The 16,195-nt window shown below is 67.4% G+C and carries 12 protein-coding genes and 1 rRNA gene; all 13 read left to right on the top strand.

Going from position 1 to position 16,195, the window contains the following annotated elements; all coding sequences use genetic code 11:
• Positions 1-64 precede the first annotated feature (64 nt).
• The 13 genes from argC to LX13_RS13395 all read left to right on the top strand — a co-directional run bounded on the left by argC (position 65) and on the right by LX13_RS13395 (position 15,961).
• A complete protein-coding gene (argC, locus tag LX13_RS13455; protein WP_253661869.1) occupies positions 65-1,102 on the top strand; it encodes an N-acetyl-gamma-glutamyl-phosphate reductase in 1,038 nt (345 codons plus the stop codon).
• Complete coding sequence (gene argJ, locus LX13_RS13450; protein WP_253661868.1) at positions 1,099-2,328, top strand: bifunctional glutamate N-acetyltransferase/amino-acid acetyltransferase ArgJ; 1,230 nt, start codon at positions 1,099-1,101, stop codon at positions 2,326-2,328. Before argC ends, argJ begins: the two co-directional genes overlap by 4 nt.
• Positions 2,325-3,254, top strand: coding sequence for an acetylglutamate kinase (argB, locus tag LX13_RS13445; RefSeq protein ID WP_253661867.1), 930 nt, complete (start codon positions 2,325-2,327; stop codon positions 3,252-3,254). Before argJ ends, argB begins: the two co-directional genes overlap by 4 nt.
• Positions 3,254-4,435, top strand: coding sequence for an acetylornithine transaminase (locus tag LX13_RS13440; RefSeq protein ID WP_253661866.1), 1,182 nt, complete (start codon positions 3,254-3,256; stop codon positions 4,433-4,435). Before argB ends, LX13_RS13440 begins: the two co-directional genes overlap by 1 nt.
• Entirely contained in the window at positions 4,432-5,388 is a 957-nt protein-coding gene (gene argF, locus LX13_RS13435) for an ornithine carbamoyltransferase (RefSeq protein WP_253661865.1), read from the top strand. Before LX13_RS13440 ends, argF begins: the two co-directional genes overlap by 4 nt.
• Complete coding sequence (locus LX13_RS13430; RefSeq protein ID WP_372499908.1) at positions 5,385-5,918, top strand: arginine repressor; 534 nt, start codon at positions 5,385-5,387, stop codon at positions 5,916-5,918. Before argF ends, LX13_RS13430 begins: the two co-directional genes overlap by 4 nt.
• Before the next feature lie 69 nt (positions 5,919-5,987).
• On the top strand, positions 5,988-7,187 hold the full coding sequence (locus LX13_RS13425) for an argininosuccinate synthase (RefSeq protein ID WP_188490251.1): 1,200 nt from the start codon (positions 5,988-5,990) through the stop codon (positions 7,185-7,187).
• On the top strand, positions 7,184-8,611 hold the full coding sequence (argH, locus tag LX13_RS13420; RefSeq protein WP_253661864.1) for an argininosuccinate lyase: 1,428 nt from the start codon (positions 7,184-7,186) through the stop codon (positions 8,609-8,611). The genes LX13_RS13425 and argH overlap by 4 nt, the downstream gene beginning before the upstream one ends.
• Positions 8,612-8,719: 108 nt before the next feature.
• Positions 8,720-11,707 carry an alpha/beta fold hydrolase gene (locus LX13_RS13415; RefSeq protein WP_253661863.1) on the top strand — a complete coding sequence of 996 codons (2,988 nt, stop codon included), beginning with the start codon at positions 8,720-8,722 and terminating at the stop codon, positions 11,705-11,707.
• Positions 11,708-11,773: 66 nt separating this feature from the next.
• The gene (locus tag LX13_RS13410; protein WP_253661862.1) at positions 11,774-12,004 is read left to right on the top strand and encodes a Trm112 family protein; all 231 of its coding nucleotides are present in this window, start codon (positions 11,774-11,776) and stop codon (positions 12,002-12,004) included.
• Positions 12,005-12,020: 16 nt separating this feature from the next.
• Positions 12,021-12,722 carry a DNA-3-methyladenine glycosylase gene (locus LX13_RS13405; protein ID WP_253661861.1) on the top strand — a complete coding sequence of 234 codons (702 nt, stop codon included), beginning with the start codon at positions 12,021-12,023 and terminating at the stop codon, positions 12,720-12,722.
• A complete protein-coding gene (gene tyrS / locus LX13_RS13400) occupies positions 12,719-14,020 on the top strand; it encodes a tyrosine--tRNA ligase (RefSeq protein WP_253661860.1) in 1,302 nt (433 codons plus the stop codon). The genes LX13_RS13405 and tyrS overlap by 4 nt, the downstream gene beginning before the upstream one ends.
• Before the next feature lie 424 nt (positions 14,021-14,444).
• Positions 14,445-15,961, top strand: a 16S ribosomal RNA gene (locus tag LX13_RS13395).
• Positions 15,962-16,195: the final 234 nt, after the last annotated feature.

The raw sequence follows: 16,195 nt of genomic DNA, 5'->3' as shown, positions 1-16,195 counted from the left end.
GTGGGTGGGCACACACGCCCACCCGGTTGTGAATTGTTTTGCGCTGGTCTGCATAATGAATCACATGAGTATGTCGATAGCGGTGGCCGGGGCGAGTGGATATGCGGGCGGAGAAATCCTCCGACTGCTCCTCGGGCACCCACGCGTGGTCTCCGGCGAGATCGCCATCGGTGCCCTGACCGCGGGCGGCAACGCCGGCTCGGCGCTCGGCGAGCACCAGCCCCATCTGTTCCCCCTGGCCGACCGTGTGCTCGAGGAGACCTCCGCCGAGGTGCTCGCGGGCCACGACGTCGTGTTCCTGGCCCTTCCACACGGGACGTCCGGCCCGATCGCGGACGCTCTTCCCCCGGCCACCCTGGTCATCGACTGCGGCGCGGATTTCCGGCTCTCCGACGCGCAGGAGTGGACCCGGTTCTACGGCACCCCGCACGCCGGTCACTGGCCGTACGGGTTGCCGGAGATCCCGGGCAACCGCGATGTCCTGTCCGGTGCGAGCCGGATCGCGGTCCCCGGCTGCTACCCGACGGTGTCGATCCTCTCGCTCCTGCCCGCGGTCGCCGCACAGGCAGTCGAGTCGGCGATCACCGTCGTGGCCGTCAGCGGCACCTCGGGTGCCGGGCGTTCGACACGCGTGGATCTGCTCGCCTCCGAGGTCATCGGCTCCGCGCGGGCCTACGGCGTCGGCGGGGCCCATCGCCACAACCCCGAGATCGTCCAGGCCCTGTCCGCGGCGGCCGATCAGCCGGTGAGTGTGTCCTTCACGCCCGTCCTCGCGCCGATGGCCCGCGGGATCCTCGCCACCTGCACCGCACGGACGTCGCTGTCCGAGGCGGAGATGCGGACGGTCTACGAGAAGGCCTACGGCGACGAACCGTTCGTCCATCTGCTCCCGGCCGGGCAACTCCCGACCACCGGATCGGTGATCGGGTCGAACTCGGTCGCGCTGTCGGTGACGGTCGACGAGCGATCGAGCACCCTGGTCGCGATCGGCGCCATCGACAACCTCACCAAGGGAACCGGTGGCGGTGCCGTGCAATCGATGAACCTGGCCATGGGATTCGGCGAATCCGAGGGCCTCACGACGGTGGGAGTCGCACCATGAGCACCGGACACGACGTGACCGAGACCGAGTCGCCGGTGATCACCCGCGGGCAGGGCGTCACGGCACCCCTGGGCTTCCGGGCGGCCGGGATGGCCGCCGGGATCAAGGTCTCCGGCCGCCCCGACCTCGCGCTGGTGTTCAACGAGGGCCCGGAATATGCAGCCGCGGGCGTCTTCACGCGGAACAAGGTGAAGGCCGCCCCGGTGCTGTGGTCACAGCAGGTGTTGACCACCGGCAGTCTGCGCGCGGTGCTCCTCAACTCCGGTGGCGCCAACGCCTGCACGGGACCGGCCGGTTTCCAGGACACCCACGCGACCGCGGAGGCCGTGGCCACCGCGCTGAGCAACTGGGGCACCTCCACCGGCGCCGTCGAGGTGGCCGTGTGTTCCACCGGACTCATCGGGGACCGGTTGCCGATGGATCGCGTGCTGGCCGGCGTCACCGCGATCGTCCAGGACATGGCCGGCGGCCTGTCCGGTGGCACTGACGCCGCACACGCGATCATGACCACCGACACCGTCCCCAAACAGGTCGCCGTGCACCACCGGGGCGGATGGAACGTCGGCGGGATGGCCAAGGGGGCCGGGATGCTCGCCCCGTCGCTGGCGACGATGCTCGTGGTGATCACCACCGACGCAAAGGTCGATGCGCCGGAACTGGACTCGGCGCTGCGGGCAGCCACCGCGCGCACCTTCGACCGCCTCGACGTCGACGGTTCGTGCTCTACCAACGACACCGTCCTGCTGCTCAGCTCCGGTGCCGCCGACGTCACGCCCGACCCCGACGAGTTCGCCGCCGCGGTGTTCGCCGCGTGCAACGACCTCTGCGCGCAACTGCAGGCCGACGCCGAGGGGGTCACCAAGCGCATCCTGGTCACGGTGACCGGCGCACAGACCGAGGACGACGCCGTCGTGGCGGCACGGGTGGTCGCCCGCGACAGCCTCGTCAAGACCGCGCTGTTCGGTTCCGACCCCAACTGGGGGCGCGTGCTCGCCGCGGTCGGGATGGCCCCCGTCGAGCTCGACCCGGGTGCGATCTCCGTCGAGTTCAACGGCAACGCAGTGTGCCGCAACGGGTGTGGCGTCGAGGGAGCCCGCGAGGTCGACCTGACCGGCACCGACATCGAGGTGACCATCGATCTGGGCGTGGGTGACGCGAGCGCGACGATCCGCACCACCGACCTGTCGCACGCCTACGTCGAAGAGAATTCGGCGTACTCCTCATGACGGCGGAGAACGCGACCACAGATCTGAGCGCGTTGGACAAGGCACACGTCCTCACCGAGGCGCTGCCCTGGCTGCAGCGGTTCGCAGGCAAGGTCATCGTCGTCAAATACGGCGGAAACGCCATGATCGACGACGAGCTCAAGGCGGCCTTCGCCACCGACATGGTCTTCCTGCGCACCTGCGGGATCCACCCCGTGGTCGTCCACGGCGGCGGCCCGCAGATCTCGGCGATGCTCACGCGTCTGGGCCTGGTCGGCGAGTTCCGGGGCGGCTACCGGGTCACGACGCCAGAGGTCATGGACATCGTCCGGATGGTCCTGTTCGGTCAGGTCGGGCGTGAACTGGTCGGACTGATCAACGCCCACGGGCCCTACGCGGTCGGGATCTCCGGCGAGGACGCCCACCTGTTCACCGCGACGCGTCGGACCGTGGCCGTCGAGGGGGTCCAGACGGACATCGGCCTCGTCGGAGACGTGACGACGGTCAACCCCGGCGCCGTCACCGACCTCATCGCCGCGGGCCGTATCCCGGTGGTGTCGTCGATCGCCCCCGACGCCGACGGGGTGGTGCACAACATCAACGCAGACACCGCCGCCGCGGCGCTCGCGGAGTCGCTCGGCGCCGAGAAGCTGGTGATGCTCACCGATGTCGAGGGCCTCTACACGGATTGGCCCGACCGCGGTTCGCTCACCTCGCGCATCGACACCGAGACACTGGACACACTACTGCCGCAACTGGATTCGGGCATGGTGCCCAAGATGGAGGCGTGCCTGCGTGCGGTGCGCGGCGGCGTACCCCGCGCGCACGTGATCGACGGCCGGGTCCCGCACTCGATGCTCCTCGAACTGTTCACCGAAGACGGCGTCGGAACGATGGTCGTACCGACCACCGACGCCGACCCGGCCCCCGAGACGAAGGCGATCTGATGACCGCACCGATGCAGGACCGGTGGTCCTCGGCGCTGATGGACAACTACGGAACCCCGAAGATCGCGTTGCGCCAGGGCCGCGGTGCGGTGGTGACCGACGAGAACGGTGTCGAGTACCTCGACCTCCTCGGCGGCATCGCCGTCAACTCGCTCGGCCACGCCCATCCCGCGGTCATCGAGGCGGTCACCCGCCAGATGCAGACGCTGGGTCACACGTCGAACCTCTACATCAACGAACCCGCCGTGGCCCTGGCCGAGGGGCTCCTCCAACGACTCGGCACCCCGGGGCGGGTGTTCTTCTGCAACTCCGGCGCCGAGGCGAACGAGGCCGCGTTCAAGATCGCGCGGCGGACCGGACGGCCGGAGATCGTGGCCGCGGAGAACGGATTCCACGGCCGGACCATGGGTGCGCTGGCGATGACCGGGCAGCCCGCCAAACGGACCCCGTTCGAACCGATGCCCGCCGGGGTGTCGTTCGTGCCCTACGGCGACATCGACGCGCTCGATGCGGCGGTCACCGATCAGACGGCCGCGGTGATCCTCGAGCCGATCCAGGGCGAGGGTGGGGTGATCGTGCCCCCGGCGGGATACCTGGCCGCGGCGCGGCGACTCACCACCGAACGCGGTGCGCTGCTCATCCTCGACGAGGTGCAGACCGGGATCGGACGCACCGGGACGTTCTACGCGCATCAGGCGGTCGGCATCGTGCCGGACGTCATGACCCTGGCCAAGGGGCTCGGTGGGGGACTGCCCATCGGGGCCTGCGTCGCGACCGGACCCGCCGCGGACCTGCTCTCCCCGGGACAGCACGGGACCACGTTCGGCGGCAACCCGATCTGCGCGGCCGCTGCGCTGGCCGTGCTGGCCGAGATCGACTCCGCGGGCCTCGTCGACCACGTCGCCTCGGTGGGCAAGTCGATCGCCACCGGCATCGAGGCGCTCGAGCACCCGCTGGTGTCGCATGTCCGGGGGTCGGGTCTGCTGTTGGGAGTCGTTCTGACGGCGCCGATCTCGGCTGCGGTGGAGACCGCGGCGCGTTCGGCCGGCTACCTGATCAACGCGCCGGCCGCCGACGTCCTCCGCTTGGCGCCGCCGCTCATCCTCACCGAGGACCAGGCGAACGCGTTCGTCGCCGACCTCCCGTCGATCCTCGACACCGCCCGGCAGGAGACGACATGACCGCGCCCAAGGACACCGCGTCACGCACCACGCTGCGTCACTTCCTGCGGGACGACGACCTCACGCCCGATGAGCAGGCGCAGGTGCTCGCCCTGGCCGCCGAGGTGAAGCGCTCACCGTTCTCGCACCGCCCGCTCGAGGGACCGCACGGCGTCGGGGTGATCTTCGACAAGAACTCCACGCGCACACGGTTCTCCTTCGAGGTGGGCATCGCCCAGCTCGGTGGGCACGCGGTCATCGTCGACGGTCAGAACACACAGATGGGTCGTGACGAGACGCTCGAGGACACCGGACGGGTGCTGTCACGGTTCGTCAAGGCGATCGTGTGGCGCACCTACGGGCAGGACCGGCTCGAGGCGATCGCCTCGACCGCGACGGTGCCGGTGGTCAACGCACTGTCCACGGAGTTCCACCCCTGCCAAGTGCTCGCCGACCTGCAGACCATCGTCGAGCACAAGGGACGCACCCAGGGGCTGTCGATGACCTACCTCGGCGACGGTGCCAACAACATGGCGCACTCTCTGCTGATCGGCGGCGTCACGGCCGGGATGAACGTGACCATCAGCGCGCCCGACGGTTTCACCCCCGCCGACTGGGCCCTCGACGCGGCACGCGCCCGCGCCGAACAGACCGGGGCGAGCGTGCGCGTCGAGTCCGACCCGATCGCCGCGGTCACCGGCGCCGACGTGGTCGTCACCGACTCGTGGACGTCGATGGGTGACGAGAACGACGGTCGCGATCGGGTCGCCCCGTTCCGGCCGTATCAGGTCAACGACGAACTGCTCGCCGTCGCCGACCCCGCGGCGATCGTGCTGCACTGCCTGCCGGCCCACCGCGGTGAGGAGATCACCGACGCCGTCATCGACGGTCCCCGCAGCGTTGTGTTCGACGAGGCGGAGAACCGGCTACACGCCCAGAAGGCGTTGCTCATCTGGCTCCTGGAGCGGGCGTGAACGTCCCGCGGGCGGACCGGCGAACCGAGACCGGCGCCCACGCGACGGTCAGTCGGTTGTCCCCGACCCGGGCGGGGCGGCACGCGCAGATCGTCCACCTGCTCGCCGAGCACCAGGTGCGCAGCCAGGGGGAGTTGCAGTCGCTGCTCGCGCAGGTGGGCATCGACGCCACGCAGGCGACGCTGTCGCGCGATCTCGACGAACTCGGTGCGGTCAAGCTCCGGGCGGCCGACGGCGGGGCCGGGGTGTACATGGTCCCCGAGGACGGTTCACCCGTGCGCGGGGTGTCCGGCGGCACCGATCGGCTGTCCCGGATGCTGACCGAACTGTTGGTCTCGACCGACCACAGCGGGAACATGGCCGTCCTGCGCACCCCACCGGGCGCGGCGCACTATTTGGCCAGCGCACTCGATCGTGCGAGCCTGCCTCAGGTGGTCGGCACGATCGCGGGCGATGACACGATCTTCGTGATCGCGCGAGAGACGATGTCCGGGGCCGATCTGGCCCGGATGATCGAGGACCTCGCGTGAACCACGGAACAGCACCACCCGGTCGACACACGGCCGGGATCACAACGACAAGCAGGGAGCTCGTAACTCATGGCTGAACGCGTGATACTCGCGTACTCCGGCGGACTGGACACCTCGGTGGCCATCAGCTGGATCGGTGCCGAGACCGGCAAGGAGGTCGTCGCGGTCGCGATCGACCTCGGCCAGGGCGGCGAGGACATGGAGGTCATCCGGCAGCGCGCGCTCGACTGCGGCGCCGTCGAGGCCGTGGTCGTCGATGCCCGCGACGAGTTCGCCGACGAGTACTGCCTCCCCACCGTGCAGGCCAACGCCCTGTACATGGATCGCTACCCGCTGGTGTCGGCGATCAGCCGACCGCTCATCGTCAAGCACCTCGTCGAGAACGCGCGGTCGCACGGCGGCACCGTCGTGGCGCACGGCTGCACCGGCAAGGGCAACGACCAGGTCCGGTTCGAGGTCGGTTTCAACACCCTGGCCCCCGAGCTCGACGTCCTCGCCCCGGTCCGCGACTACGCGTGGACCCGCGAGAAGGCGATCGCGTTCGCCGAGCAGAACGACATCCCGATCAACGTCTCCAAGAAGTCGCCGTTCTCGATCGACCAGAACGTGTGGGGTCGTGCGGTGGAGACCGGGTTCCTCGAGGATCTGTGGAACGCCCCGACGAAGGACGTCTACGACTACACCGAGGACCCGACGGTCAACTTCAACGCCCCCGACGAACTGATCATCACGTTCGACAAGGGCCGACCGATCGCCATCGACGGTCGCCCGGTCTCGGTGCTCGAGGCCATCCAGGAACTGAACACCCGCGCGGGCAAGCAGGGTGTGGGACGGCTCGACGTCGTCGAGGACCGCCTGGTGGGCATCAAGAGCCGTGAGGTCTACGAGGCGCCGGGTGCGATGGTGCTCATCCGGGCCCACGAGGAGCTCGAGCACGTCACCCTCGAGCGGGAGCTCGGTCGGTACAAGCGCCACACCGACCAGAAGTGGGCCGAGCTGGTCTACGACGGTCTCTGGTACTCGCCGCTGAAGTCCGCGCTCGACACCTTCGTCGCGCACACCCAGGAGCACGTCTCCGGTGAGATCCGGTTGGTCCTGCACGCCGGCACGATCGTCATCAACGGACGCCGCAGCGGGGAGTCGCTCTACGACTTCAACCTCGCGACCTACGACGCGGGAGACACGTTCGACCAGTCGTCGGCCAAGGGCTTCGTCCAGCTGCACGGCCTGTCGTCGAAGATCGCGGCCAAGCGAGACCTCGGGCTGTGAGTTCGTCCGACACCGGGGGCACCACCAACGCCGGGTCGCTGTGGGGCGGTCGGTTCGCCGACGGCCCCGCGGCGGCCATGGCGGCGCTGAGCAAGTCCACCCATTTCGACTGGGTGTTGGCGCCGTATGACATCCGCGCCTCGATGGCCCATGCCCGCGTGCTCAACGGCGCGGGGCTGCTCTCGGCGCCGGATCTCGAGACGATGCTCGACGGACTGGAGCGTCTCGCTGCTGATGTCGAGTCGGGCGTGTTCGTCGCCGCCGAGACCGACGAGGACGTCCATGGCGCTCTCGAGCGCGGTCTGATCGACCGCGTGGGGCCGGAGGTCGGTGGCCGACTCCGTGCGGGTCGCTCGCGCAACGATCAGGTGGCCACGCTGTTCCGGATGTGGTTGCGCGACGCGGTGCGTCGCGTCTCGTCAGGGGTGCTCGACGTCGTCGATGCCCTGACCGCGCAGGCCGCGGCGCACCCGTCGGCGGCGATGCCGGGCAAGACGCATTCGCAGGCCGCCCAACCGGTACTGCTCGCGCATCACCTTCTCGCACACACCCATCCGCTGCTCCGCGACGTCGAGAGATTCCACGACTTCGACGTCCGCGCCGCGGTGTCGCCATACGGATCGGGTGCACTCGCCGGGTCGTCGCTCGGACTGAGCCCGGAGAAGATCGCCGCCGAACTCGGCTTCGACTCGTCGGCGGAGAACTCGATCGACGCGACGTCGTCCCGCGACTTCGCGGCCGAGGCGTCCTTCGTCCTCGCCATGACCGCGGTCGACCTCTCGCGGCTCGCCGAGGAGATCATCTCCTGGAGCACACCGGAATACGGCTACGTCACCCTGGCGGACGCGTGGTCGACCGGTAGTTCGATCATGCCGCAGAAGAAGAATCCGGACGTCGCCGAACTCACCCGGGGCAAGACCGGACGACTCATCGGTAACCTGACCGGCCTGTTGGCGACGCTCAAGGCCCAACCCCTGGCGTACAACCGCGATCTGCAGGAGGACAAGGAACCGGTCTTCGACTCGGTGGCCCAGCTCGAACTCCTCTTGCCCGCCATCACGGGTCTCGTCGCCACACTCGAGTTCCACACAGACCGGATGGCAGAACTCGCGCCCGCCGGATTCACGCTGGCGACCGACATCGCCGAGTGGCTCGTCCGGCAGGGGATCCCGTTCCGGGTCGCACACGAGGCCGCCGGGGCGTGCGTACGGGTGGCCGAGGCGCGGGGCGTCGGCCTCGCCGAACTGTCCGACGACGAGTTGACGGCAATCGACCCGGCATTGACGCCCGACGTCCGCGACGTGCTCACCGTCGAGGGATCCATCGCGTCCCGATCGGCGCGCGGTGGAACGTCGGGTGATCAGGTCGCGGAGCAACGCGAACGCGTCGTCGCCCGCGTCGCGGTGCTACGTGACTGGCGTTGACCGGCGCCTATCGGTCGGCGGATGTGGCGGGGCCGCGCGACACCGGCCTGCCACGGCCATGAGTAGAGTGACAGCGATCACGGACTGCGCGGCGAGGAGGTAACTCAGGTGGTCGGCATTCCGAACATCGGGCGGGCGTTGGATCGGGTCGTCGCGACGGCTCAGAACGGTCTCGAGGTCATCCGGATGGGCGGTCTCGACACCGGGACCCAGCCGACCCCGTTCCGCGTCGAGGAGACGTCGCCGATGTACCGGCTGCGTCGCTACTTCCCCGACGACCTCAACGGCGGTCCGCCCGCGCTGCTCATCCCGCCGATGATGGTGTCGGCCAACGTCTATGACGTCACCCCGCACAACGGTGCGGTGTCGATCCTGCACGCGAACGGCATCGACCCCTGGGTCGTCGACTTCGGGTCCCCGGACCAGGAGGCCGGCGGCATGGAGCGCACGCTCGCCGACCACATCGTCGCCATCAGCGAGATCATCGACCTGATGCACGAGGAGACCGGACGTCCCGTCCATCTCATCGGCTACTCCCAGGGCGGAATGTTCGCCTATCAGGCCGCGGCCTTCCGGCGCTCGGAGCAGATCGCGAGCCTCACCACCTTCGGCAGCCCCGTCGACGTGCTCGCGGCGCTGCCGCTCGGGTTGCCCGCCAACGTCATGGCGCCTCTGGCCGAGCTCTTCGCCGACAACGTCTTCAACCGCATCGCGATCCCGGGATGGTTGGCGCGCACCGGATTCCAGCTCCTCGACCCGGTCAAGGCCGCCCGCAGCCGCATCGACTTCCTGCTGCAGCTCCACGATCGCGACGCGCTGCTCCCGCGAGAGGATCAGCGCCGATTCCTCGAGGCCGACGGGTGGGTCGCCTGGTCGGGTCCGGCCATCGCCGAGTTGCTGCGCCAGTTCGTGGTGCACAACCGGATGGTGTCGGGCGGATTCGTCATCCGCGACTCGCTGGTGACCCTCGCCGAGATCACCTGTCCGGTCCTCGCGTTCGTCGGCGACGCCGACGACATCGGTCAGCCCGTGGCGGTCCGCGGGATCAAGCGGGCGGCGCCGCGGGCGCAGGCCTACGAGAGTGTGTTGCCGGTCGGACATTTCGGACTCGTCGTCGGCTCCACCTCGGGTGCGCACAGCTGGCCGACCACGTCGCAGTGGATCCTCTGGCAGGAGGGCACCGGTCCGATCCCGGACGAGATCGCCCCGATGCCCGACAACCCCGAGAAGTCCGTCGGTTCCGGTGTCAGCCTGTCGTCGCGTCTGACACACGGACTCGGCGCGTTCGCCGACGCCGGCGCGGGGGTGAGCCGTGAGGTCGTCCACGCCGCCGGATCGTTCCGTCGCACCTCGCAGGCCGTGATCCGTGAGTCCGTGCGCACGCTGCCGCGGCTCATGCGCCTCGGACAGATCCAGGCCGGGACCCGTATCTCCCTCGGCAAGTTGATGTCGGAGAACGCCGAGCGCGCCGGCCACCGCGAGCTCTTCCTCTTCGAGGATCGGGTGCTGAGCCACTTCGAGGTCAACCGTCGCATCGACAACGTCGTGCGCGGCCTCATCCAGTGCGGTGTCCGCCCCGGAGAACACGTCGGCGTGATGATGGAGACGCGCCCCAGTGCGCTCGTCGCCATCGCCGCGCTGTCCCGTCTGGGCGCCGTGGTCGTGCCGCTGCCGCCGGACGCCGACCTGGCCCGCATGCTGCGACTCGCCGACGTGGTCGTCGTGATCGCGGATCCAGCGAGCCTGGAGCAGTGCGTCGAGCACGCCGAGCGGGTGCTGGTCCTCGGTGGCGGTGACGTCCGGTCGATCCCCGGGGCCGACGGCGACCGCATCATCGACATGGAGCAGATCGACCCCGACCAGGTGAAGGTCCCGTCCTGGTACCGACGCGACCCCGGACTCGGCGGCGACCTCGCCGCGATCCTGTTCACCAGCGCGGGCGGCACCGTCCAGCAGTGGCCGATCACCAACCACCGATGGGCGATGTCGGCCTTCGGTGCCGCATCGGCCACGGCGATGACCGACAACGACACCGTCTATTGCCTGACCCCGCTGCACCACGCGTCCGGTCTGCTGACCACCCTCGGCGCGACCGTCGTCGGCGGATCCCGCATCGCGCTGTCGTCGGGAGTCGAACCGGAGAGCTTCGCCCGCGAGGTCTACCGCTACGGCATCACCGTCGTCTCCTACACCTGGACGATGATGGGCGACATCGTCCGTGACCCCGAGCTGGCGATCACCGAACACAACCCGATCCGGCAGTTCATCGGTTCCGGGATGCCGGCCGGCCTCTGGGCCGACGTCAACGCGCGGTTCCCCAACGCCGGTGTCATCGAGTTCTTCGCGACCCCGGACGGCGCGGCGATCCTCGCCAACGTCGCGGGCACGAAGATCGGATCGGTCGGACGAGCCCTGCCGGAGACCAATCGCGTCCGGGTCGCGGCCTGGGACGTCACCGAGGAGCGCTTCCAACTCGACGCTCGGGGCTTCGTGCGCGAGGCGGGATCCGACGAGGTCGGACTGCTGCTCGCGCAGACCCGCCAGCGGTACGAGTCCGGGGCCACGGTGCTCCGCGACGTGTTCGGTCAGCACGATCGGTGGGAGACGTCCGGTCAGCTGGTCCGCCGCGACGTCGACGGCGATCACTGGCTGATGGGTAGCGTCCACGGCGTCATCAAGTCCGCCGACGGACCGATCTTCCCGCAGCCGATCAATGCGGCGTTGAGCCTGCACCCCGACGTCGATCAGGTGGTCGTCTACCCGGTGGGCACGGCCGGCTCCCAGCTCGCGGTCGCAGTGGTGTCACCGAGGGTGCGCACGAATGCCCTGACCGTGTCGTCGCTGCGGGTGGCCCTGGCCGGACTCTCGGCCGCCGAACGCCCGCACATCATCTGGGCCGTCGACGAGATCCCGCTCAGCCACTCCTACCGACCGCTGGCCGACAGCTTCCGCGCGCAGGGACTGCCCAAGCCCAGTGCCCGCGTCTGGTACCGCGACGACAACGGTCGCTATCGGCGCCTGACCAGGACGGTTCTGGCGGAGAAGGAATGGATCCTGTCCTCGGCCGAGTCGCCCCAGCAGGTGCGGTCGTTCTGACCTCGGCGGGTTCGTAGAGTGGGATGATCACCCACCCGCACCCGTGACCGACCCGAAGGACATCCCATGCCGCTCGACGCCTTCCTCCGCGAGAGACTGGTCTGCCCGCAGGACCACGGCGCCCTGATCTACCTCGGCTCGGACTCGGGCACCGAGGAACTGCTCTACAACGAGCGGCTCCGCGCGGTTTACCGCATCGACGAGGGCATCCCGGTGCTGCTCATCAGCGAGGCGCGGACGGTCGACGACGCCGAACACGCGGCTCTGCTTGCCCGCGCGGGTACCACCGACCGATAGCGCACACCTGCCACTGATGCCCCAACCCCTGTTGTCGGCGCGCGATCTCCGCACCGATCCGGTCGGTGCCGCGACGCGGATTCTCGGATCCGAGATGGTCGTGACCGGCGACGACGGCGAGGTCCGACTGCGCGTCGTCGAGGTCGAGGCCTACGGGGGACCACCCGACGGACCCCATCCGGACCCGGCCGCACACAGCTACCCCGGCATCACGCCACGGAACACGGTCATGTTCGGACCGGCCGGCCGGTTGTACGTCTACCGGTCCTACGGGATCCATCTCTGCGTGAACATCTCCTGCGGCGCGGCCGGAACCGCCGCCGCGGTGTTGTTACGCGCGGGGGAGGTGCTCACCGGCGACGAGGTGGTCCGACGCCGACGCCACCCGGTCGTCGACCAGCGCCGATGGGCGATGGGCCCGGGCAACTTCGGCTCCGCGGTGGGGATCAGACTCGACGACAACGGGGTCGACGTACTCGACCCGAACTCGCCGATCCGGCTCGAACGCCCCGCGCGCCGTCGCACGACGTCGACCAGCGCCGGCCCACGGGTCGGGTTGACCGTCGCGACCGGTCGCCCGTGGCGGCTGTGGATCACCGACTCACCTGCGGTGTCGGCGTTCCGCCCGGGTTCGGCCGAGGTGCTGCGCCGACGTGCGGCCGCGGCCGCCGATCGATTGGCCGTCTCGGATGCCGATGCGGAAGGATCGGACTGGTGAGCACCGACATCATCGACGAACTGCAGTGGCGCGGATTGATCGCGCAGTCCACCGACCTCGACGAGGTACGCGCCGCCGCGGCGGCCGGGGTGCTCACCCTCTATGCGGGCTTCGACCCGACCGGCCCGAGTCTTCATGCGGGACACCTGGTTCCACTGTTGACGCTCAAGCGGTTCCAGGCCGCCGGTCACCGTCCGGTCGTCCTGGCCGGTGGCGCGACGGGGATGATCGGTGATCCTCGCGACGTGGGGGAGCGGACCATGCAGACCGCGGACACCGTCCGTGACTGGGCGAGCAGGATCGACGCCCAACTGCAGCGATTCGTCTCGATCGACGACAGTGCGACCGGCGCGGTCGTGGCCAACAACCTCGACTGGACCGGCGAGTTGTCGGTGGTCGACTTCCTCCGTGACATCGGCAAACACTTCCCGGTGAACGTGATGCTGGCCCGCGACACCATCAAGCGGCGACTCGACGGCGACGGCATCAGCTACACCGAGTTCAGCTACCTGTTGCTGCAGGCCAACGACTTCGTCGAGCTGCACCGACGCTTCGGATGCACGCTGCAGATCGGCGGGTCAGACCAGTGGGGGAACATCATCGCCGGCGTGGACCTGGGCCGACGTGTCGAGGGCGCCTCCCTGCATGCGATCACGGTTCCCCTGGTCACGGCCGCCGACGGTACGAAGTTCGGCAAGTCCACCGGGGGAGGGAGCCTGTGGCTCGACCCGGAGATGACCAGCCCGTACGCCTGGTACCAGTACTTCGTGAACACCGCCGACGCCGACGTCGTGCGCTACCTGCGGTGGTTCACCTTCCTCGACCGCGACGAGATCGACGACCTCGAGAAGCAGACCGTCGAGGCCCCGCATCAGCGCGCGGCCCAGAGAAGGTTGGCCGCCGAGATGACGACGCTCGTGCACGGGGAGGCCAACACTGCCTCGGTGCAGACCGCGAGTCAGGCGTTGTTCGGACGCGCTGAGCTGACCGAGCTGGACGAACAGACGCTCACCGGCGCGTTGTCGGAGACCCAGGTGGTCGAGTACCCGTCCGATGCCACACCGACCATCGTCGAGCTGCTGGTCGCGGCCGGCCTCAGCGAGAGCAACAAGGCTGCTCGTCGCGCGATCGGTGAAGGTGGCGCGTACGTGAACAACGAGAAGGTGACCGACCCCGAATGGACTGCTTCGGCGTCGGCGCAGCTCGCCGGCGGGTGGTTGGTCCTGCGTAGAGGCAAGAAGAGTGTCGCCGGCGCACACTTCGTACACTCGGCGCAGGCCTCTGACCAGGCGATTTGACGCGCTGTTTCCACCTATGTAACTTATGTCTTGCACCGCAGCGCGGAGCGAGGCGCCGGAGAGAGTTTCCGGTGACAGAGCGTGCGCTTGAGGTGCAAATCCTGGCTCAAGGATCGTAGTGGTTACACTGCGCTCCGCTGGGGCTTGCGGGTCCTGATCCGAACAAGATCAGCCTGCGGGTGTGTGTTCTTTGAGAACTCGATAGTGTGTTGATGGATTGTTAATGCCAATTTTGTTTGGTGCTGCATTCTGCATGCGTTGGTGTGTGGGGTGTGGTTTTTTTGATGATTGATGCTGCCAGATCTTTTAAGCGGTTTGGTGGTTGTCGGTTGTTTGTTTTTTTGGTTGGGATTTTGTCTCTGCTGGGAAGATTGTTTCGAAATGCGCGTTGTGCCTGTGGGTGCGGCGTGTTTTTCTATGGTTTTTCATGGAGAGTTTGATCCTGGCTCAGGACGAACGCTGGCGGCGTGCTTAACACATGCAAGTCGAACGGAAAGGCCCTTCGGGGTACTCGAGTGGCGAACGGGTGAGTAACACGTGGGTGATCTGCCTCGTACTTTGGGATAAGCCTGGGAAACTGGGTCTAATACCGAATATGACCTTCCCTCGCATGGGGGTTGGTGGAAACTTTTTGGGTACGAGATGGGCCCGCGGCCTATCAGCTTGTTGGTGGGGTAATGGCCTACCAAGGCGACGACGGGTAGCCGGCCTGAGAGGGCGACCGGCCACACTGGGACTGAGACACGGCCCAGACTCCTACGGGAGGCAGCAGTGGGGAATATTGCACAATGGGCGCAAGCCTGATGCAGCGACGCCGCGTGAGGGATGACGGCCTTCGGGTTGTAAACCTCTTTCACCAGGGACGAAGAGAAATTGACGGTACCTGGAGAAGAAGCACCGGCCAACTACGTGCCAGCAGCCGCGGTAATACGTAGGGTGCGAGCGTTGTCCGGAATTACTGGGCGTAAAGAGCTCGTAGGCGGTTTGTCGCGTCGTTCGTGAAATCTTGATGCTTAACATCAAGCGTGCGGGCGATACGGGCAGACTTGAGTACTACAGGGGAGACTGGAATTCCTGGTGTAGCGGTGAAATGCGCAGATATCAGGAGGAACACCGGTGGCGAAGGCGGGTCTCTGGGTAGTAACTGACGCTGAGGAGCGAAAGCGTGGGTAGCGAACAGGATTAGATACCCTGGTAGTCCACGCCGTAAACGGTGGGTACTAGGTGTGGGTCCCTTTTCACGGGATCCGTGCCGTAGCTAACGCATTAAGTACCCCGCCTGGGGAGTACGGCCGCAAGGCTAAAACTCAAAGGAATTGACGGGGGCCCGCACAAGCGGCGGAGCATGTGGATTAATTCGATGCAACGCGAAGAACCTTACCTGGGTTTGACATACACCAGAAAGCTGTAGAGATACAGCCCCCCTTGTGGTTGGTGTACAGGTGGTGCATGGCTGTCGTCAGCTCGTGTCGTGAGATGTTGGGTTAAGTCCCGCAACGAGCGCAACCCTTGTCCTGTGTTGCCAGCACGTAATGGTGGGGACTCGCAGGAGACTGCCGGGGTCAACTCGGAGGAAGGTGGGGATGACGTCAAGTCATCATGCCCCTTATGTCCAGGGCTTCACACATGCTACAATGGCCGGTACAGAGGGCTGCGATACCGTGAGGTGGAGCGAATCCCTTAAAGCCGGTCTCAGTTCGGATCGGGGTCTGCAACTCGACCCCGTGAAGTCGGAGTCGCTAGTAATCGCAGATCAGCAACGCTGCGGTGAATACGTTCCCGGGCCTTGTACACACCGCCCGTCACGTCATGAAAGTCGGTAACACCCGAAGCCGGTGGCCCAACCCCTCGGGGAGGGAGCTGTCGAAGGTGGGATCGGCGATTGGGACGAAGTCGTAACAAGGTAGCCGTACCGGAAGGTGCGGCTGGATCACCTCCTTTCTAAGGAGCAAACAACATCCTCGTTTCGTGGCCGTTTGTGTCACGGCGGGTGTTTGTTCATGGGTGAAACATTAACAAGCCAGTTCGTCGCCTGACATCATGTCGGGTGCCGGCTGGTTCTGCGCTGAGAAGTTTTTCTTGGTGGCGTGTCAACACACTATTGGGTCCTGAGAGAACACACGAGTTGTGTTGTCTTTGATGCCGATGATCGTGCTGCCCTAGAAGCAGCCGGCC

It is taken from the genome of Williamsia maris, assembly GCF_024171815.1.
Lineage (GTDB): Bacteria > Actinomycetota > Actinomycetes > Mycobacteriales > Mycobacteriaceae > Williamsia_A > Williamsia_A maris.
This window is presented reverse-complemented; position numbering and strand designations above follow the sequence as displayed.